We start from the raw sequence: 18,796 nt of genomic DNA on the forward strand, positions 1-18,796 counted from the left end.
GCGCACTGAACGTCCACGAGGGGGAACCGTGTCCGAGATCGTCGACCGCCGTACGGCCGGCCTGCCCGTCATCCGGCCGCTGCCGGAGGCGGCGCCGCGCGCCCGCGATGCGCAGCAGGTGCACGGCGCCGGCTGGCGCATCACCGTCCTGTCCGACGGCGTCTTCCGCATCGAGCGTTCGGCGGACGGCGGGTTCGAGGACCGCGCCTCGACGTTCGCGATCCGGCGCGACCTGCCGCCGGCCGACTTCGCCGTCGAACGCGTGGGGGACGGCGTGGTGATCACCACGCGGCGCGCCCGGCTGCGCTACGACGGGGCGGAGTTCTCGCCGAGCGGGCTGATGGTCGAGATCCTCGGGAACGACTCGGGGCGCTGGCGGTACGGCGAGCCGACGCGCGACCTCGGCGGCACCGCCCGGACGCTCGACGACGTCGACGGCCGCATCGAGCTGGAGCCCGGCGTCGTGGCGCCCGGCGGGATCGGGGTCGTCGACGACTCGACGTCGTTCCTGTTCGACGACGACGACGGCTGGCTCGGCGTCCGCGTTCCGGGCCGGCGGGACCTGTACGTGTTCGCCCACGGCCGCGACTACGCCGACGCCGTCCGTGACCTCTACCAGGTCTCCGGGCACCCGATGCGGCTGCCGCGCTGGGCCCTCGGCAACTGGTGGAGCCGCTACCACCCGTACAGCGACGAGTCCTACCTGGCGCTGATGGACCGGTTCAAGGACGAGGGGATCCCGTTCTCGGTGGCCGTGATCGACATGGACTGGCACCGGGTCGAGTCGGTGCCCGCGCACTTCGGCAGCGGCTGGACGGGCTACTCGTGGGAACCCTCGCTGTTCCCGGACCCGGCCGCATTTCTCCGTGCGCTGCACGAGCGCGGGCTGCGCACCACCCTGAACCTGCACCCGGCCGACGGCGTCCGCGCCTTCGAGGACGCCTACCCCGCGATGGCCCGCGCCATGGGTGTGGATCCGGACAGCGGTGATGCGATTCCGTTCGACCCGATCGACCCGGTGTTTCTGCAGGCGTACTTCAGCGAGCTGCACCACCCGCTGGAAGCGCAGGGCGTCGACTTCTGGTGGATCGACTGGCAGCAGGGCCGCAGCTCGGGCCTGCCCGGCGTGGACCCGCTGTGGGTGCTGAACCACTTCCACCACATCGACGCCGCCCGGGACGGCGGGCCGGGTATGACCTTCTCGCGGTACGCGGGGCCGGGCAGCCACCGCTACGCGGTCGGGTTCTCGGGCGACGCCGTGGTCTCGTGGGCGTCGCTGGCGTTCCAGCCCGAGTTCACCGCGACGGCGGCCAACATCGGCTACGGCTGGTGGAGCCACGACATCGGCGGCCACACGCGCGGCGTGCGCGACGACGAGCTGGCCACCCGGTGGGTGCAGTTCGGCGTCTTCTCGCCGATCATGCGGCTGCACTCGGCGAACAACCCGTTCATCCGCAAGGAGCCGTGGGTGTTCCCGCCCGAGCACCGGGCCGCCATGGCGGACGCGCTGCGGTTCCGGCACCGGATGGTGCCCTACCTGCACACGATGAACCACCGGGCCGCCGCCGGGACCCCGCTGGTGCGGCCGATGTACCACCTGGAGCCGCGGCGCCGGGAGGCGTACGAGGTGCCCAACCAGTACGCCTTCGGCAGCGAGCTGCTGGTCGCGCCGATCACGACGCCGCGGGACGCCGTGTCGCTGCGGGGGAGCGTGCGGGTCTGGCTGCCCGAGGGGCTGTGGACCGACATCTTCACCGGCACGGTCTACCGGGGCGGGCGGACTGTTGAGATGCACCGGACGCTGGGGTCGGTCCCGGTGCTGCTGCGGGCGGGCGGGATCCTGCCGCTTGATGCCGGGGCTGACCTCGATGCCACGCGGAATCCTTCCGTGCTTGAGGTGCTGGTGGCGCCGGGGGCATCGGGGGAGCTGGTGCTTGCGGAGGACGGGGAGGACGGCGACGGCGCCGCCAGTCCCGCCGCGCGGACGCCGCTGCGCTGGGACCGCGAGCGCGGCGAGCTCAGGATCGAGCCGGCGCAGGGAGAGGTTACGGTACTGCCCGAGCGCCGGGAGTGGACGGTGACGTTCCTGGCCGGGCTCCCGGAGGGGCCGGTGACGGTGGACGGTGCCGTCGTAGCGGTCGACGGCATCGACGGGCGGTGGAGCATCAGCGCGTCCGCGCCGCCGTCGGCGGAGATCGTGGTGCGCGTGGGCGGCGGGCCGCTCCGGGTCGGCTCGGACCGGCGCGCGGCTGCGCGCGAGGTGCTGGAGGCCGCGCAGATGGGGAACCCGGAGAAGCTGGAGGCGTGGGACGTCGTCAGCAGCGACCGGAGCGTGCCCGAGAAGCTGGCGGAGCTGGCCGCCGTCGACCTGCCGGAGTCGGTGCGTGCGGCGCTGGTGGAGCAGCTTGCTGCCGCAGACCTGGGCGACTGAGGTCCTGCCGCGACTCGGCGCCTGGAGCGGGACCGAGGTCGGCACTCCGAAGTCGGCACCTTCCTTTGAGGTCGTGACTTTGCATCGAGATCGGCACAGGCCTGGACCGATCTCGATGCAAAGTCACGACTTGACGGAGCGAAGTGCCGACCTGGCGGTGCGAGGTGCCGACTTTGCGGTGTGCGGTCACGACCTCGTCGCGCAAGGTGCCGATTCTGCGTTACCAAGTGCCAACCGTCCGAGGAAGGTGCCTGACCGGGGTCCGCGTCTGCGGGGTCGTTAGCGGCGCAGGGCCGGGGCGCTCTCGCGGAACAGGAGGTCGTGGCCCACGGTGACGTGCCGGCCCGGGTCGGTGCGGCCGCTGAGGCGGTCGAGCAGGAGGTCGAGTGCGCGCTCGGCGAGCGCCCGGGTGTCCGGCGCGACCGAGGTCAGGCTCGGCGCGGTGCTCGCGCCGAGCTCGATGGCGTCCCAGCCGATGACGGCGACGTCGGCGGGCACGTCCAGGCCGCGCCGGCGGAGGGCGCGGAGTGCGCCGATGGCGGCGAGGTCGTCGCGGCACAGCAGGCCGTCCAGGTCCAGGCCGGCGCCGAGCGCGGCGTCGAGGGCCCGTTCGGCGCCCCTCGCGTCGCCCTCGTCCCGGGGCACGAGCAGCGACGGCTCGAACGGCAGTCCCGCCGCCGCGAGCGCGTTGCGGTACCCCTCGATCCGGAGCGTGGACGTCCAAGAGAGCTGGTCCACCTCGTGGCCGAGGAAGCCGATCCGCGTGCGCCCCATCGCCACGAGGTGGGCCACGGCGTCGCCGGCGGCGGAGACGTTGTCGATGGCGACCTGGTCGGCCGCCGGCGGCTGCGGGTCCTCGCCGAGGAACACGACCGGCAGGCCGTGGCGCAGCTCGTCGAGGTCCGTGGCGGTCAGCACCAGCGGGTGGATGACCAGCCCGTCCATGATCCCGGCCTCGCGGTCGCGCAGCACCGAGCGCTCGCCGTCCGCCGTCCCGCCGGTCTCCGCGAGCAGGAGGCGGTAGCCGCGGGACTCGGCGACCCGCGCGAACACGTGCGCGAGCTCGGCGAAGTACGGCCGCCGGAGGTCCGGGAAGGCCAGCCCGAGCATGCTCGACCGGCCCGTCGCCAGGCTGCGGCCGCTGCGGTTCGGCCGGTACCCGAGCTCGTCGATGGCGGCCTGCACGCGCTCGCGCATCCCCGGGCTGACGTGGCGGTACCCCCGCACGACGTTGGACACGGTCTTCATCGAGACACCCGCGTGGTCCGCGACGTCCTGCAGGGTGACCCGTTCCATGACGGAAGATTACTCGCGGCGTTTCGACGTCCCGGAGAAGTCCGCCGCCACCATGTGATTACGCACGGTTTTCCACCCGGAACCAGGCCTGAGGCCGTGCTGGAAGCGGACTTTCGCCGGAGCCCCGCGAAGCCCGCTTCCAGCCGACGGCGGCGCGGGTCCCGTGAACGTTGGTCCGGTTCGACGGCGCGGCACCGCGGGGCTCGGTCCTAGGCGCCGCTGGGGCCGATCCGCAAGTTGCTGGGCGTCGTCAGGGCGTCGAACCGCAAGCTGCTGGTCGCCGTCGGCGTCGAACCGAAGGTTGCTGGGCGATGCCGACGCCGAGCCGAAAGGTGCATGTCGATCTGGGCGCCGATCGACGCGCAACGTTCGGTTCGGCGACGGCGACTGCACCTGGGTCGACAGCGCGACCCTGCCAACTCGCTCCTAGCTGACGGCGGCGTGCGTCATCCCGCCGACCCGTTCCTAGCCGACGGCGGCCGGTGCGGTCCGGCGGGACACCGCAAGGCAGGTGATCGCCGCGGCGGCCGACCAGGCTTGTGGCCGGCAGGCCGCCGGGTACGGCGTCGGCACGGTGGAGCGGGTGGCGGGGTCGCCCGAGTGGAGCTCGGGGACGCGGTAGGCGAAGCCCTCGGCCGCGGCGAGCAGCCCGTCGACGGCGCGGCGCGCGTGCTCGTCGAGCCCGGCCCGGTGCATGCCGTGCACCACGATGGCGGTGTCGTGCGTCCACACGCTGCCGCCGTGGTACGACAGCGTCCAGTACCCGGCGGCGCCGGTGGACATCGTGCGGATGCCGAACCCGGTCGACATCGCAGGGTCGAGCAGGAGGTCGGCGACGTGCCGCTCGTCAGCGGCGTCGAGGATGCCGGTGCCGAGGAGGTGCCCGATGTTGCTGGTCAGCGTGTCGACGGGCCGCTTGTCCCGGTCCAGCGCGACGGCGGGGTACCGGCCCTCGGGGGTCTCGACCCAGTACGACCGCGCGAACCGGGCCCGCAGGTCGGCGGCCCAGGCGCGGAGGGACGCGGGGTGCAGGGCGCCTGACGTCGCTGGGTCGGACGCCGTTGGGCCGGCGCCCGAGCCGGATGCGGCCGCTGCGTCAGGGTTGGCCGCTGCCGGGTCGAACGCTTCGAGGAGGTCCGCCCCCGCGAGCGCCGCCTCGTAGGCGTAGCCCTGGACCTCGCACAGGGCGATCGGCCCCTCGGCGAGGGTTCCGTCGCGCCACTGGATGGAGTCGCCGGAGTCCTTCCAGCCCTGGTTGGCCAGCCCGCGTCCCGAGCGGTCGATGTAGTCGATGAACCCGTCGCCGTCGCTGTCGCCGTGCTCCAGCAGCCAGGTGAGGGCGCCGCGCAGTGCCGGCAGGAGGGCGGCCACCTCGGCGTCGGGCATGCCGGCACGCCAGGCGTCCGCCAGCAGGCAGACCCAGAGCGGCGTGGAGTCGACGCTGCCGTAGTACAGCGGCGGCAGGACGACGTCGTCGCCCGGGATCTCGAGCGGTGTCGCGCGCAGCTCGTGCAGGATCTTGCCCGGTTCCTGCGCCGTCTCGACGTCGGTGGTCGTGCCCTGGAGCCGGGCCAGGACGCGCAGGGTGGAGGCAGCGATCCGGGTGTCGACCGGGAGCGCGAGCCGGGCCGCCCAGAGGGCGTCCCGCCCGAACAGCGTGAAGAACCAGGGTGCGCCGGCGGCGAAGAAGTCGTCGGCCGGGTCGTCCGGGAGGGTGAGCCGCAGGGCGTCGAGGTCGTCGAGCGCCCGGGTGAGCCAGCGGCCGAGGCGGGGATCGGCGCCGGCCGGGACGTCCGAGGAGGCGCCGGGCCACGCACCGTCGGCGCCGCGCACCACCATGGCGTCGTCGTGCAGGGCGAGCGACCAGGCGGCCACAGCCTCACCCCGGGCCGGGATGTCGAGCGGCCAGGACGCCTCGATCGTGCCGTCCGCGCCGGTCGTCACGGTCGCACCGGCGGCCGACAGGGTGAACGACCGGGTCCCGGAGCGTGCAGTCGCCGAGCCAGACGTCACGGTCACTTCGACAGCGGCACCCTCGCCCGCCTGAGACCCGGCGAGACCGGCGGCACCGGCACCCGAGCCGTCGACGTCGGCTTGAAGGCCAGCAGGACCAACGGCACCCCCGCCGCCATCGGCCCAAGAGCCAGGACCCGCGGCGCCCCCGCCGTCGTCCGCGAACCCCGTACCGCCGGCCGCGAGGCCCGCCTTGATGTCGTGCATCACCGCGAAGTCGGGGGCCAGCCGGAGGCGGAGTGTCACGCGCGTCGCCTCGGGCAGGTGCGAGCGCACCGTCCAGATCTCGGCGAGCGAGCCGTCAGCGACGCGGCGGTCGCGCAGGAGGCGGACCTTGGGGTCGGGCTGGGCGTCGTCGACGCCGCGCAGGAGGCCGCCGAACACGACGTGCGAGGCACTGTTCGGCGCGACCGAGACGTACTCGACGTCCGACTCGGCGCACTCCAGGGTGAGCCGGTGCACGTGCCGGACATCGCCGTGGTAGACGCCGTCGATCGGGTTGCCGCCCAGGTCGCCGTCGTGGCCGGACCAGACCTGGGTCGGTGCGCGCAGGGCGATGACGGCGTCGCTGAGCAGGGGCTGCAGCGGGACGGTGCGTTCGGGGGAGGGGGTCACTCTTTGACGGCTCCTTCGCTGGTGTTCATGATGCGGCGCTGGAACACGAAGAACACGACCGCGACGGGGATGGTCATGATCGCCGCGGCCGCGAGCTTGATCGGGTACTGGCTGCCCTGGCTGAGCTGGCCGCTCGCCAGGGACGCGACGCCCTTGGTGAGGGTGGTCAGCTCGGGGGACTGGGCCGAGACGATGAAGTGGCTCAGCTCGTTCCACGAGCCCTGGAACGAGAGGATCACGATGGTGACAAGGGCCGGACGGGCCATCGGCAGCACCACGGACCAGAAGATCCGGAACGTGCTGGCGCCGTCGATGCGCGCCTGCTCTTCGACCGAGGCGGGGATCGACTCGAAGAAGTTCTTCATGATGAACACGCCCGCCGCGTCCACCAGCAGCGGCAGCACCATGCCCGCGTACGAGTCGTAGATGCCGAGCTGGTTGATGACGAGGAACTTGGGGATGAGCAGCACGACGGGCGGCACCGCCATGACCGCCACCAGCGCCGCGTAGACCACGGTGCGCCCGCGAAACTGCAGGCGGGCCAGCGCGTAGCCCGCCAGCGCGTCGAAGAACACCCGGCCGGTGGTGACCAGGACCGTCACGACGGCGGAGTTGGTGAACCAGACGGGAAAGTCCGACCGGAGGAACAGGCGGGTGTAGGCGGCCCAGGTCAGCGGGTCCGGGAACAGCGAGACCGGGTCGGCAGCGGCGTCGGCCTCGGTCTTGACGGACGTCGCGAGCTGGACGAGGAACGGGTAGACGTAGGCGAGCGCCAGGAGGACCAGCAGCACGTAGAGCGCGGCCTGCGAGGCGAGCGCCTTGCGCGGCAGGCGGTGGGTCGTGCGGGTCATGAGGCGTGCCTCCGTCGGCGTGGGACGTCGGGCCGCTCGCGCAGGAGCCAGCGCTGCAGGATCGTCAGGAGCACGATGATGACGAACAGGATGAACGCGATGGCCGCACCCTGCCCCCACTCCTGGGACAGGAACGCCGACTGGTAGCTGAGATAGGCCGGCGTCAGCGTCGTCTTGCCCGGACCGCCCTGCGTGCCCGTGTAGATCTGGTCGAAGACCTGCCAGCAGCCGATCAGGCCCAGGGTGAGGACCGTGAACAGCGTGGGCCGGAGCTGGGGGAGCGTGACCCGCCAGAAGCGCTGCCAGGAGTTCGCGCCGTCCACCATGGCCGCCTCCTCGACCTCCGGGCCGATGTTCTGCAGGCCGGCGAGGAACAGCAGCATGAAGGTGCCGCTCGTGGTGAACACCGCCATGACCACGAACGCGGACATCGCCACCGACGGCCCGGCCAGCCAGTCCCACCACGACACGCCGAGAAAGCCGTGGTCGGTCAGGGCCTGCGGCCCGGACCCGACGCCGAGCGCGCCCAGCAGGTTGTGCAGCACACCGCTCGGGTCGTTGAACCAGTTCGGCCCGGCGATGCCCACGCGCGCCAGGACCGCGTTGACCACGCCCGACGTCGAGAACAGGAACAGCCACAGCACCGTGATCGCCACCGAGCTGGTGACCGACGGGAAGTAGAACGCCGTGCGGAACACGCCGCGGCCGCGCAGCACCGCACGGTTCACGAGCACGGCGAGGAACAGCGCGAGGGCCGTCTGCAGCGGGACGACCAGCAGCACGTACCACGTGTTGTTCCGCAGCGCGATGCCGAAGTTGCGCTCGGCGAGCGCGCCGCCGCTGGTGACCGCCGCGTAGTTGTCGAGCCCCACGAAGGCGACGCCGGACGACAGGGGGCTGCCGCGTCCCGACCAGTCCGAGAAGCTGACCCACAGGGCCATCAGCACCGGGACCAGCATGAACACGCCGAGGATCACGAGCACGGGGAGCGTGAAGACCCAGCCGGCGACCGCCTCGCCGCGCCGGATCCCGCGCGGGGACCCGGAACGGCGAGGCATCGTCGTCAGGACGGACGGTGCCCGCCCCGACGGTGTCCGCTGTGACATCGCGGGTTACTCGGCGATCGCTTCGAGGTTCGACTGCACCGTGCCGAGGATCGCCTGCGGGTCACCGGACTGGAGCGACTCGAGCTGGGAGTTGAAGTCCGAGATGACGTCGGTGGCGCCGGCCCACGTGGGCGGGAACTGCGCGTAGGCTGCCCCGTCCAGGAACGCGGCGAGCTCGGGGTTCGCGCTGGTCCAGTCGGCGGAGGCCGACTCGATGGACGGCATCGGGCCGAACGCCTCCGAGAACGCGAGCTGCTGCTCGGTGCTCGTCAGGTGCTCCACCAGGCTCAGCGCGGCCTCCTGGTTGGGGCTGTCGGCCGCCATGCCCCAGCAGTTGGTGAACTGGAGGGTGCCCTGGCCGGCCGGGCCCGCGGGCAGCTCGACGATCCGGTACCCGACGTCGGGGAAGTCCGTGCTCATGGCCCCGGTGATCCAGTTGCCCTCGATCGCCATCGCGGCCAGCTCCCTGCCGAACGCCTCGCCGCCCCAGCCTGCTCCGAGGTCGGTCGCGTACGCGAACGTGCCGTCCTCCAGGTGGCTCTGCACGTAGTCGAGGCCCTCGACGCTGCCCTCGCTGTCGGCGACGGCCTCGCCGTCGACCACCAGGCCGCCGCCGGCCTGGGCCATGAAGGTGCCCACCCGCTGGTACTCCGCGCCGAACGCGAGGCCCACCCGGTCGCCCGTCGTCAGGGTCTCCGCCACCGCGGCCAGGTCGTCCCAGGTGGTGGGGATGTCGTCGTCGGTGAGGCCCGCGTCCTCCCAGAGCTGCGTGTTGATCACCAGGGCGAGCGTGGAGAAGTCCTTGGGCGCGCAGTAGAACGTGTCGTCGACCGTGAAGTTCTCCACGAGCGACGGGTAGAAGTCGTCCCGGTTCGCCAGCAGGTCGCCGTACGGCTGCAGCGACCCGTTCTCCGCGTACCCGGCGATGGCCTCCGGCGCGAGGTAGAACAGGTCCGGCGGTGTGCTGGCCGCGAAGCCCTGCGAGAGCTGCTGGGGCAGGTCGCTGGCGACCTGGACCTCCGCCTCCACGCCGGAGTCCTCCGACCAGGCGGCGACGGCCTCGGTGACCGCGTCGGTCTCGGCGTCGCCGGACGAGCCGATGAGCAGCGTGAGCGAGTCGTCGGAGCTGGTCAGCTCGGCGGCGTCGGCCGGTGGGTTCTCCTCGGCCGGCTCGTCGAAGCCCGATCCGCCGCAGGCGGTGAGGGCGAGCGCACCGGCGAGGAGGATCCCCGTGCCGGCGAGCGCCCGCGAGGTGTGCCGTGTCATGTGTCTCTTCTCCTTTGATGAGCACGTGTGGTGGGACAGCATGTGGGTGGTGCCCGGTCCGGGCCCGGGCTAGTCTGGCGTCGGACGGGTTTGAACGATCAAAACTTTGAACGATCAAATCCGTCCCTGCCCAGGAGGTTATGGAGCGCCGGGTGCGGTGTCAAGGCGTGGCGCCGCCCTAAGATGCAGCTTCGACGTCCGGACAGCAGACAGGTTCACGCGGCAGGCGGGAGGGGTCACCATGACGAAGGCGCCCACCGTGGAGGACGTCGCCCGCGCCGCCGGCGTCTCCCGGCAGACGGTCTCGAACGTCCTGAACTCCCCGGACATCGTGCGTGCGCCCACCCGCGAACGCGTCGAGCTGGCGATCGCAGAGCTCGGCTACCGCCCGCACGCGGCCGCGCGCCGGCTGCGCACCCGGCGCAGCTCGACCATCGGCGTGCGCCTCGACCCGTACGCGGGCGGGATCTCCGGCGTGGTGCTCGACCGCTTCGTCCACGCCCTCACCGAGCGTGCCAGCGAGCGGGGCATGCGCGTGCTGCTCTACGCGGCACGCACGCCCGCCGAGGAGGTCGACCGCATGGGCGACCTCGTCGACGGCGGCGAGATCGACGCCATCGTGCTGACGGGAACCTCCCACGAGGACACCCGCACCACCTGGCTGCGGGCACGGAACGTGCCCTTCGTCTCGTTCGGCCGCCCCTGGCGGCCCGACGACGTCGAGCCCGCGCACCCGTGGGCCGACGTCGACGGCGCGGCGGGCACCCGCGCGGCCACCCAGCACCTGCTCGACCACGCCGGCCGCCGGATCGCCTTCCTGGGCTGGCCGGAGGGGTCGGGAACGGGGGACGACCGCGCCCGCGGCTGGCACGAGGCGATGTCCCGGGCCGGGCTCACCGGTCCCCGGTGGCACACGGAGGACAGCGTCAGCCTGGCCCGGGAGGTGGCGGGCGCCGCCCTGGCGGCCGACCCGGCGGTCGACGCCGTCGTGTGCGTGAGCGACTCGCTCGCGATCGGCGCCCACCTCGCGGCGACGGCGCTCGGGCGGCCGGAGCTGCCGGTCGTCGGGTTCGACAACACCCCGGCCGCCGAGGCGCTCGGCATCAGCAGCGTCGAGCAGCTTCCCGAGCGGGTCGCCGCGGGGGTGCTGAACCTGCTGATGGGGCCGACAGGCAACGCCGTCCTGCACCGGAGCCCCGAGGAGGAGGGCACCTACGTGCTGGTGGAGCCCCGGCTCGTGGTGCGCTGACGGCGGGGGTCACTCGACCAGCTTGCCTGCCGTGGAGACGTCCCGGATCAGGGCGCCGATCTCGTCGGGGACGGGCGGGACCGCCTCGCGCTCGATCCCCGTGCTCGGGGACCAGACCAGGTTCATCTGGAGGGCCGGGTCGAGGTCGGGGTAGTCCGAGCGGTTGTGGCACCCGCGGGTCTCGCGCCGTTCGAGGGCGGCCTCCAGCGTGGCCCGCGCGGCGATGAGGGAGGCCTTGAGGTCGAACGCGTGCGCGAGGTCCTGGAACCCGGCGATGTCGGGGTGCACGCCCACGCGCGTGGCGCGCTCGGTGATCTCGTCCAGGTCGCGCAGGCCCGCGAGCAGGCCCTGCTCGTCGCGCACCACGCCGGCGTGCTCGGTCATCGTGTTGCGCACGGCACGCTGCAGCGCGCGCACGTTCTCGTGCCCGTCGGCGACCAGCAGGTCGGCGACCTCGGCGCGGGCCTGCGCCTCGGCGTCGTGCGAGCGGCGCTGCGCCTCCAGGCCCGCGGAGTAGGCCGCGGCCGCGCGGCCGACGATGCGGCCGAACACCAGCAGCTCGATGAGCGAGTTTCCGCCCAGCCGGTTGGCGCCGTGCAGGCCGCTGGAGGCCTCGCCGATCGCGTACAGCCCGTCGACGTCGGTGCTGTGGTCCTCCGGCCGCACCCAGACCCCGCCCATGGAGTAGTGGGCGGTGGGGGCGATCTCGATCGGGTCGGTGGTGATGTCGAGCATCTGCAGCTCGAGCATCGTCTGGTAGACGCGCGGCAGGCGCGTCATGATCGTCTCCCGCGGCAGGTGCGAGACGTCGAGCCAGACGCCGCCCTCCTCGGTGCCGCGCCCCTCCTTGATCTCGGTGTACGCGGCCAGGGCCACCCGGTCGCGGGTCGACAGCTCCATCCGCTCGGGGTCGTACTTCGCCATGAACCGCTCGCCGAGCGCGTTGCGCAGGATGCCGCCCTCGCCGCGCGCCGCCTCCGAGATCAGCGTGCCCGCCGCGTTCTCGGGCTCCAGGATGCCCGACGGGTGGAACTGGACCAGCTCCGGGTCGCGCAGGCGCGCGCCCGCCTCGACGGCCAGCCGGAACGAGTCGCCCGTGTTCTCGTCGCGCCGGGACGACGTGCGCCGCCAGATGCGGTTGTGGCCGCCCGCGGCGAGGATCACGGCGTCGGCGTGGATCAGGTACGGCGTGCCGTCGGTGAGGTCGAAACCGTAGGCGCCGAACACGGCGCCATCGCGGGTGAGGATCCGGGTGACGTAGACCGAGTCCAGGATCGGGATGCCGAGCTGGGTGGTCCGGCCGACCAGGGCCCGCTGGATCTCCAGGCCCGTGTAGTCCCCGGCGAACGCGGTGCGGCGGTAGGTGTGCGCGCCGAAGAACCGCTGGGAGATGCGCCCGTCCGCCTCCCGCGCGAAGGTCATGCCGTACCGCTCGAGGTCGGCGATGCCCTGCGCGGCGCCCCGAGCCACGATCTCCGCCGTGTGCGGGTTGGCCAGGAAGTAGCTCTCCTTGATCGTGTCGGCGGCGTGCTGCTGCCAGGTGTCCTGCGCGTCCATGGTGCCCAGCGCCGCGTTGATGCCGCCGGCGGCGAGCGAGGTGTGGGCGTCCATGCGGGGCCGCTTGCCGAGCGCGAGGACGTCCACCCCCTGCTCGGCCAGCTCGATCGCGGCGCGCAGGCCGGACCCGCCGGTCCCGATGACGAGCGCTGTGGTGGAGATACGACGTTCGGTGCTGCTCATCCTGTGATCACTGCCTCACGTGTCCTTGCAGGTCGGCGTAGCCGCGGCCACCCTGCCGGTGGCTCTTTTCCCATCCGACCACCGGGCCCCGCGATTCGTGACAGGGTTCCGCTGTGAACAATCTCATCAGGTGAGATTGGTCATCCGGCGCGTTGCGTGGCGCCGTCGGACGGCGGGACCTTCACCTGCCTGCTGCTGCGGCCGTAGGCTCGGCTCATGTCGAGGTGGCGATGGCGTGGCCGGACGGCGCAGGCGGGCCTCGCGCTCGGCGTCGGCCTGGTCGCGGTCGCCGGGCTCGTGGCGCAGACGGGCGCCATCGACTCGGGCGCCGACTGGGCGGCGCTGCTGCTCGTGCTGGCCTCGTCCGGCGCGCTGTACCTGCGCCGCCGCTACCCCGTGTCGGTGGGGGTGGCGGCGCTGGTCGCCGTCGCGGCGTACGGGGCGCTGCTGCAGCAGCCCGGGCCGATCATGCTGGTGTTCGTCGTGGCGCTCTACACGGTGGTCGACGAGGGATACCTCGCGGTGGCCATCGGGCTCGGGCTCGCCTCGGTGGTCGCCTTCGCCGTCGCGGACGGCTATGACCGGGACACGTCCAACGGCGCGACGCTGCTGCACGCCGGCTGGCTCGTCGCCGTCATCGTGGGGGTGACCCGCAACCGCCGGGCCTATCTCGCCGAGGCGCGGGCCCGGGCGCTCGCCGCCGAGCAGCGGGTCGAGGAGGAGGCGCGGCGCCGGGCCACCGAGGAGCGGCTGCGCATCGCCCGCGAGGTGCACGACGTGCTCGGCCACCACCTCTCGCTGATCAACGTGCAGGCCAGCGCCGCGCTGCACCGCCCGGACCCGGCCAGGTCCGAGCAGGCGCTGACCACCATCAAGCAGGCCAGCAAGGAGACCTTGCAGGAGCTGCGGACGACGCTGGGCGTGCTCCGTCAGGAGCTCTCGGAGGCGGCGCCGCCCGGACTGGACCGTCTCGGCGAGCTGGCGGCAACGGCCCAGGCGCCAGGGCTGGTGGTCCGCACCGAGCTGGCCGAGACCCGGCGGCTCGCGCCGGAGGTCGACCTGGCTGCGTACCGGATCGTCCAGGAGGCGCTCACCAACGTGACCCGGCACGCCGGCGCGACGGTTGCGGTGGTCCGGGTCCGGCCCGCCGGCGACGACGCGCTGGACGACGTGCTGGTCGAGGTGGAGGACGACGGCGGCGGCAAGCCTGGGGCGCCGGGGAACGGGATCCTCGGCATGGACGAACGGGCCAGGGCGCTCGGCGGTTCGCTCGTCACGGGCCCGCGGCCCGACGGCGGCTTCCGGGTGGCGGCCCGCCTGCCCGTGCGGCCCGACGTCACGGCGGACCCCGCCGCGCGCTCGGCCGCGCGTCCCGCCGCACCCGGGAGCCGCGCATGATCCGGGTGCTGCTCGCCGACGACCAGGCCCTGGTCCGCGCAGGGTTCCGCTCGATCCTGGACGGCGAGGACGGCATCGAGGTGGTCGGGGAGGCGTCCGACGGCGGCGAGGCGGCCCGGCTCGCGCGGCGCCTGCGGCCCGACGTCGTGCTCATGGACGTCCGGATGCCCGGCGTCGACGGCCTGGCGGCCACCCGGGAGATCGCCGCGAGCACCGACGCCCGGGTGATCATGCTGACCACATTCGACCTCGACGAGTACGTCTACGGCGCGCTGCGCGCGGGCGCGAGCGGGTTTCTGGTCAAGGACAGCGAGCCGGCCGAGCTGATCCACGCGCTGCGCGTGGTGGCCCGCGGCGACGCGCTCATCGCGCCGGCGATCACCCGCCGGCTGATCGCCGAGTTCGCCGCGCGGGCCACCCACCCGGACCCCGCGCCGCGGCTGAGCGCGCTGACCGACCGCGAGCGCGAGGTGATGGCGCTGGTCGCCGCCGGCCTGTCCAACACGGAGATCGCGGAACGGCTGGTGCTGAGCCCGGCCACCGCAAAGACGCACGTCAGCCGGATCATGACCAAGGCGCAGGTCCGGGACCGCTCGCAGCTCGTGATCCTCGCGTACGAGTCGGGGCTGACGGTGCCGGGCTGGGTCGCCGGGCCCTGACCTCCGCCGTCGGATCAGGTGGTGCGGCGGGCGCGGGCCAGCGCCAGCCAGCCGACGACGACGCCGGCCAGGCCGAGCGCCACGCCGATGACGCCGCCCGCCAGCCCGCCGCCGGTGCCGAGGCTGCCGCCGGAGGTGGCGACGACCAGTACGCCGACGACGGCGCCGAGCAGCCCGCCGACCAGGGCCAGCAGGCCCCCGAGCCGTCCGGTGTCCGTGCCGATCCGGCTCGTGGGCCGGGCCAGCGCGACCCCGCCGACGACGATGCCGAGGAGGCCGAATCCGATGGCGACGAAGCTCCAGAGGCGGCCGGGGGTCAGGGTGTAGGAGCTCACGGCCTGCTGGGCCGCCGCGTGCGACTCCGCCGGGAGGGCGGCGACGATGCCTGGAAGTTCGGCGACGGCGGCCGGGAGCGCGGCGGCCGCGGCGGGAAGCGCTGCGGCAAGCAGGTGCTGGACGGACATGGTGGATCCCTTCGCTCGCGTGACGGGTACACGCCGCACGCTAGGCACCGGGATGGTCGCGGGTCGTCCCGCCGGGGTTGTGAAGGGGGTGCCCACCCGAGTGGTACGTGCCCGGGGCGTCGTACGCCGGGAGTTGTCCGTCCGGCGCGCCGGTGGGTCAGACGCTCGGGGCACCCGGGCGTCTGACCCACCGGGGCTCAGCAGTGGATCTCGGCGAGCTCCGTGAACACCGCGCGGTTCAGGTGGAACGCGTGATGCGTCTCCGCGACGGTGGCGGCCACCTCGTCCTGGTCGAGGCCGAGCTGGTCGAGCTCGTGGCGGTAGGCGTCCTTGAACACCTTGACCTTCGGGATGTCGGGGAACGTGTAGAAGGCGAGCCCGTCGTCGTCCAGGCCGTAGTGCTGCCTCATCAGGCGCTTCACGATCTGGCCGCCCGACAGGTCGCCGAGGTAGCGCGTGTAGGAGTGCGCCGCGTAGTGCGGCAGGCTGCCGCCGACCTCGCGCACGCGGTCGGCGTACCGGTGCGTCGCGGGCAGGATCTGGATCTCCGCGCGCCACGCCGGCCCGTACAGGAAGGCCAGGTCGCGCTCGATGGCCGGGACGCGCGTGAGCTCGTTGAAGACGAGGCCGGCGCCGCGCTCGTCGTCGCGCACGGCGGCGCTCGCCTCTTCCAGCGCCTCGTAGACCACGAGGAGCTGGGCCGAGAGGTCGGCGTAGGCGGCCCTGGTCAGTGCGCCCTCCATGAGTCGTTCGATGAACTCCTCGGAGTTGGCCGCATCGTGCTCGGTGCGGGTGCTGGAACGCAGCAGGGCGGACAGGGGGACATCTTCCTCGACGGGCAGGCTCATCCGGGTCTCCTCCGACGCGACGCCGACATGCTGACAAAGTGTCAGCACCTGGCGATCATAGCAGCGAAAGTAAGGGCAGCCTAACCTTTGGTGGAAAGTGCGGTCGGTCGGTCAGCGGACGGGCATCGCCTCCAGCTCCCCGGCCGTCCAGCAGCCCGATGATGTTGCCCGCCGGGGCGGTGCGACGCCGCGGCGGGCGGCCGAAGGACGTGGACCGCGGCCGGTGCGACGTTCTACGGTCCTCGCATGGCCGCCGCCGACCCCTCCGCCCCGCAGGCTCCCGTCCTTCCCGCGCCGGTCTTCGTCGACGTCGACGGCGCCCGCGTGGCGACCTACGTGCTCGAACCCGTGGACCGGCCGCCGCGCGCCGACGTCGTGCTCTGCCACGGCACGCCGTGGTCGGTGCGGGTCTGGGCGCCCGTGGCGCGGGCGCTGAGCCGCGACCACCGCGTGTTCCTGTGGGACATGCCCGGGTACGGCCAGTCGTCGAAGGAGGCGGGGTTCGCCGTCGACCTCGTCGCCCAACGCGAGCGGTTCGCGACGCTGCTGCGGCACTGGTCGCTGGACCGGCCCCACGTGGTGGCGCACGACATCGGCGGCGCGGTCGCGCTGGGTGCCCACCTCCTGGAGGACGTCGAGCCGGCGAGCCTGTTCCTGCTCGACATCGTGACCCTGGACCCCTGGGGGTCGCCGCTCTTCCGGCTCGTGGCCCAGCACGAGTCCGTCTTCGCGGCGGTGCCCGGGCCGTTGCACGCCGCCCTGGTCAGGGAGTACATCGCCGGGGCCGCCAACCATGGCCTGCCCGCCGACGTCGTGGACCTGCTCGCCGAGCCTTGGCTCGACGCCGTGGGGCAGGCCGCGTTCTACCGCCAGATCGCCCAGCTCTCGCCCGTCCACACCGAGCCGATCGTGCGCCGGCTCGGGGCGGTGCGCTGCCCGGTCCGGGTGGGCTGGGCCACCGAGGACCCGTGGATCCCGTTCGAGCAGGCCGCCCGGCTGCGGGCAGCGCTGCCGGGCGACCCGGAGGTGGTGGAGTTCCCCGGGCGCGGCCACCTGGTCCCCCTGGAGGATGCCGCTGCGGTCGAGGACGCCGTCCGCGGTTGGCTCGGCGAGGTACTGCTCTGACCCGCCCCGCTCCCGGCCGGTTCGGAAGATCCGCTTCGAGAATGCGATCAGGCAAGGATCTGGCCGCTGAAGCATGCCTGATCGCGTTCTCGAAGCGGACCGTCCGGGGGCGCATCGGGAACGGACCGGAATCGGGTGGCGGGGGGTTCGCCGTCGGGCATAGCGTTTGCGGTGGCGAGCGTGAGGCGTGACGAACCTCGGTCCGGGTGACCCGGGCGAGCGCTCCGCCCGCGCGTGCGGCGTACCGACGAGAGGCCGGGTCTCCCGGCGAAGGAGTGGTGGCACCGCGACCTGGCCCCCGCCCGCTCCTCCAGGGCTTTCGCTCACTGGAGGAACGATGAGACCACCTTTGCCGACCCCGAGCACGTCCGCGGCTGTGCCCCAAGGCCCGCCCACCCGCATCCTCGCGCGCGACCTGCCCGCCGTCCTGCCGGGCACGGTCGTGCGGCTGCAGGGCTGGGTGCACCGCCGTCGTGAGCTCGCCACCGTGACGTTCCTGGTGCTGCGCGACCGCACCGGCCTCGCCCAGGTGGTGGTGCGCCCCGCCGTCGGGCCGACGGCGGAGGTGCCGCCCGAGGAGACGACCGTCGAGGTGACCGGGACGGTCACCGCCAACCCGCAGGCGCCCGGCGGCGTGGAGCTCACCGAGCCTGCGATCACGTCGCTCACGGACGCCGCCGAGACGCCGGCCGTCGAGCTGTGGCGGCCGGCCCTGACAGCCGCGCTGCCGACGATGCTGGACCATGCGGCGGTCGCCTGGCGGCATCCCGCGCAGAAGGCGCGCTGGGAGATCGCGGCGGCGAGCCTGCGCGGGTTCCGTGCGACGCTCGACGCGGCGGGCTTCACCGAGGTCTGCACGCCCAAGCTCGTCGGTACGGCCACCGAGTCGGGGGCGAACGTGTTCGCCGTCGACTACTTCGGCAGCCCCGCCTACCTGGCGCAGTCGCCGCAGTTCTACAAGCAGCAGCTCGTCGGCGTCTTCGAGCGGGTCTACGAGGTCGGGCCGGTGTTCCGGGCCGAGCCGCACGACACGGTGCGCCATCTCGCGGAGTACCGCTCGCTCGACGTCGAGCTCGGGTTCGTGCGCGACCACCGTGACGTGCTCGCGGTGCTGCGCGAGGTGGTCGCGGGGATGGCGGACGCCGTCCGCGGCTCGGGGGCCGCCGAACGGCTGGGCGTCGCGGTGCCGGAGGTTCCGGACGAGATCCCGGTGCTGCACTTCGCCGACGCCTTGGCGCTGGTGGGAGCGTCCGCCGACGAGCCGGACCTGGCCCCGGAGCATGAGCGGGCGCTGGGGGAGTGGGCGCTGGCCGAGCACGGGTCGGACTTCGTGGCCGTCGAGGGTTACCCCATGGCCAAGCGGCCGTTCTACACCCACCCGGAACCGGGTTCGGGGTCGGGTGCGGGTTCGACCGCTGCCGGGATCACCGGGGACGAACGGTGGAGCAACAGCTTCGACCTGCTGTTCCGCGGGCTCGAGCTGGTCACGGGCGGACAGCGGCTGCACAGGTACGCCGACTACGTGCGGGCGATCGAGGCGCGGGGCGAGGACCCGGCGTCGTACGCCTCCTACCTGGCGGCGTTCCGGCACGGGATGCCGCCGCACGGCGGGTTCGCGATCGGGCTGGAGCGCTGGGTGGCGCGCCTGGTGGGGGCGGCCAACGTGCGCGAGGTGACGCCGTTCCCGCGCGACCTGCACCGGCTGGTGCCGTAGCGCCGACCGCCCTGGTCGGGG

At 73.2% G+C, this 18,796-nt stretch carries 14 protein-coding genes; 6 read left to right on the forward strand and 8 right to left on the reverse strand.

The genetic code is table 11. The features are described 5' to 3' along the window. The first annotated feature begins 28 nt into the window (after positions 1 to 28). Positions 29 to 2,431: a glycoside hydrolase family 31 protein gene (locus AC0QU1_RS07840; RefSeq protein WP_483575701.1), complete on the forward strand. Its 2,403-nt coding sequence runs from the start codon at positions 29 to 31 to the stop codon at positions 2,429 to 2,431. 279 nt (positions 2,432 to 2,710) lie between these two features. Here the strand turns inward: AC0QU1_RS07840 and AC0QU1_RS07845 are convergent, their stop codons facing one another. From AC0QU1_RS07845 to AC0QU1_RS07865, 5 genes are all read right to left on the reverse strand, one after another. Further along, positions 2,711 to 3,727, reverse strand: a complete 1,017-nt coding sequence (locus tag AC0QU1_RS07845) for a LacI family DNA-binding transcriptional regulator (RefSeq protein WP_483575703.1) — start codon at positions 3,725 to 3,727, stop codon at positions 2,711 to 2,713. Positions 3,728 to 4,192: 465 nt separating this feature from the next. Next, positions 4,193 to 6,355 carry a glycogen debranching N-terminal domain-containing protein gene (locus tag AC0QU1_RS07850; protein WP_483575705.1) on the reverse strand — a complete coding sequence of 721 codons (2,163 nt, stop codon included), beginning with the start codon at positions 6,353 to 6,355 and terminating at the stop codon, positions 4,193 to 4,195. Continuing rightward, a complete protein-coding gene (locus tag AC0QU1_RS07855) occupies positions 6,352 to 7,206 on the reverse strand; it encodes a carbohydrate ABC transporter permease (protein WP_483575707.1) in 855 nt (284 codons plus the stop codon). Before AC0QU1_RS07855 ends, AC0QU1_RS07850 begins: the two co-directional genes overlap by 4 nt. Continuing rightward, positions 7,203 to 8,264 (reverse strand): carbohydrate ABC transporter permease, encoded by a 1,062-nt coding sequence (locus AC0QU1_RS07860; RefSeq protein WP_483575709.1) that lies wholly within the window; start codon positions 8,262 to 8,264, stop codon positions 7,203 to 7,205. The genes AC0QU1_RS07855 and AC0QU1_RS07860 overlap by 4 nt, the downstream gene beginning before the upstream one ends. A gap of 54 nt (positions 8,265 to 8,318) precedes the next feature. Beyond that, positions 8,319 to 9,578, reverse strand: coding sequence for a sugar ABC transporter substrate-binding protein (locus AC0QU1_RS07865; protein ID WP_483575711.1), 1,260 nt, complete (start codon positions 9,576 to 9,578; stop codon positions 8,319 to 8,321). Between the two features lie 241 nt (positions 9,579 to 9,819). On the opposite strand from AC0QU1_RS07865, the gene AC0QU1_RS07870 reads away from it, so the two are divergent. Continuing rightward, a complete protein-coding gene (locus AC0QU1_RS07870; protein WP_483575713.1) occupies positions 9,820 to 10,827 on the forward strand; it encodes a LacI family DNA-binding transcriptional regulator in 1,008 nt (335 codons plus the stop codon). A gap of 9 nt (positions 10,828 to 10,836) precedes the next feature. On the opposite strand, the gene AC0QU1_RS07875 is transcribed toward AC0QU1_RS07870, so the two are convergent. Beyond that, positions 10,837 to 12,567, reverse strand: coding sequence for an L-aspartate oxidase (locus AC0QU1_RS07875; protein ID WP_483575715.1), 1,731 nt, complete (start codon positions 12,565 to 12,567; stop codon positions 10,837 to 10,839). A 216-nt stretch (positions 12,568 to 12,783) separates the two neighbouring features. Between AC0QU1_RS07875 and AC0QU1_RS07880 the strand changes: the two genes are divergently transcribed. Both AC0QU1_RS07880 and AC0QU1_RS07885 read left to right on the forward strand, forming a co-directional pair. Beyond that, complete coding sequence (locus tag AC0QU1_RS07880) at positions 12,784 to 13,965, forward strand: sensor histidine kinase (RefSeq protein ID WP_483575717.1); 1,182 nt, start codon at positions 12,784 to 12,786, stop codon at positions 13,963 to 13,965. Next, on the forward strand, positions 13,962 to 14,624 hold the full coding sequence (locus tag AC0QU1_RS07885) for a response regulator (protein ID WP_483575719.1): 663 nt from the start codon (positions 13,962 to 13,964) through the stop codon (positions 14,622 to 14,624). The genes AC0QU1_RS07880 and AC0QU1_RS07885 overlap by 4 nt, the downstream gene beginning before the upstream one ends. Before the next feature lie 14 nt (positions 14,625 to 14,638). On the opposite strand, the gene AC0QU1_RS07890 is transcribed toward AC0QU1_RS07885, so the two are convergent. Both AC0QU1_RS07890 and AC0QU1_RS07895 read right to left on the reverse strand, forming a co-directional pair. Further along, entirely contained in the window at positions 14,639 to 15,088 is a 450-nt protein-coding gene (locus AC0QU1_RS07890) for a DUF6223 family protein (protein WP_483575721.1), read from the reverse strand. 197 nt (positions 15,089 to 15,285) lie between these two features. Then, complete coding sequence (locus tag AC0QU1_RS07895; RefSeq protein WP_483575723.1) at positions 15,286 to 15,936, reverse strand: biliverdin-producing heme oxygenase; 651 nt, start codon at positions 15,934 to 15,936, stop codon at positions 15,286 to 15,288. A 246-nt stretch (positions 15,937 to 16,182) separates the two neighbouring features. Between AC0QU1_RS07895 and AC0QU1_RS07900 the strand changes: the two genes are divergently transcribed. Further along, positions 16,183 to 17,061 (forward strand): alpha/beta fold hydrolase, encoded by an 879-nt coding sequence (locus AC0QU1_RS07900; RefSeq protein WP_483575725.1) that lies wholly within the window; start codon positions 16,183 to 16,185, stop codon positions 17,059 to 17,061. 337 nt (positions 17,062 to 17,398) lie between these two features. After that, entirely contained in the window at positions 17,399 to 18,775 is a 1,377-nt protein-coding gene (gene aspS / locus AC0QU1_RS07905) for an aspartate--tRNA(Asn) ligase (protein ID WP_483575727.1), read from the forward strand. Positions 18,776 to 18,796: the final 21 nt, after the last annotated feature.

It is taken from the genome of Promicromonospora noduliphila (assembly GCF_056951025.1).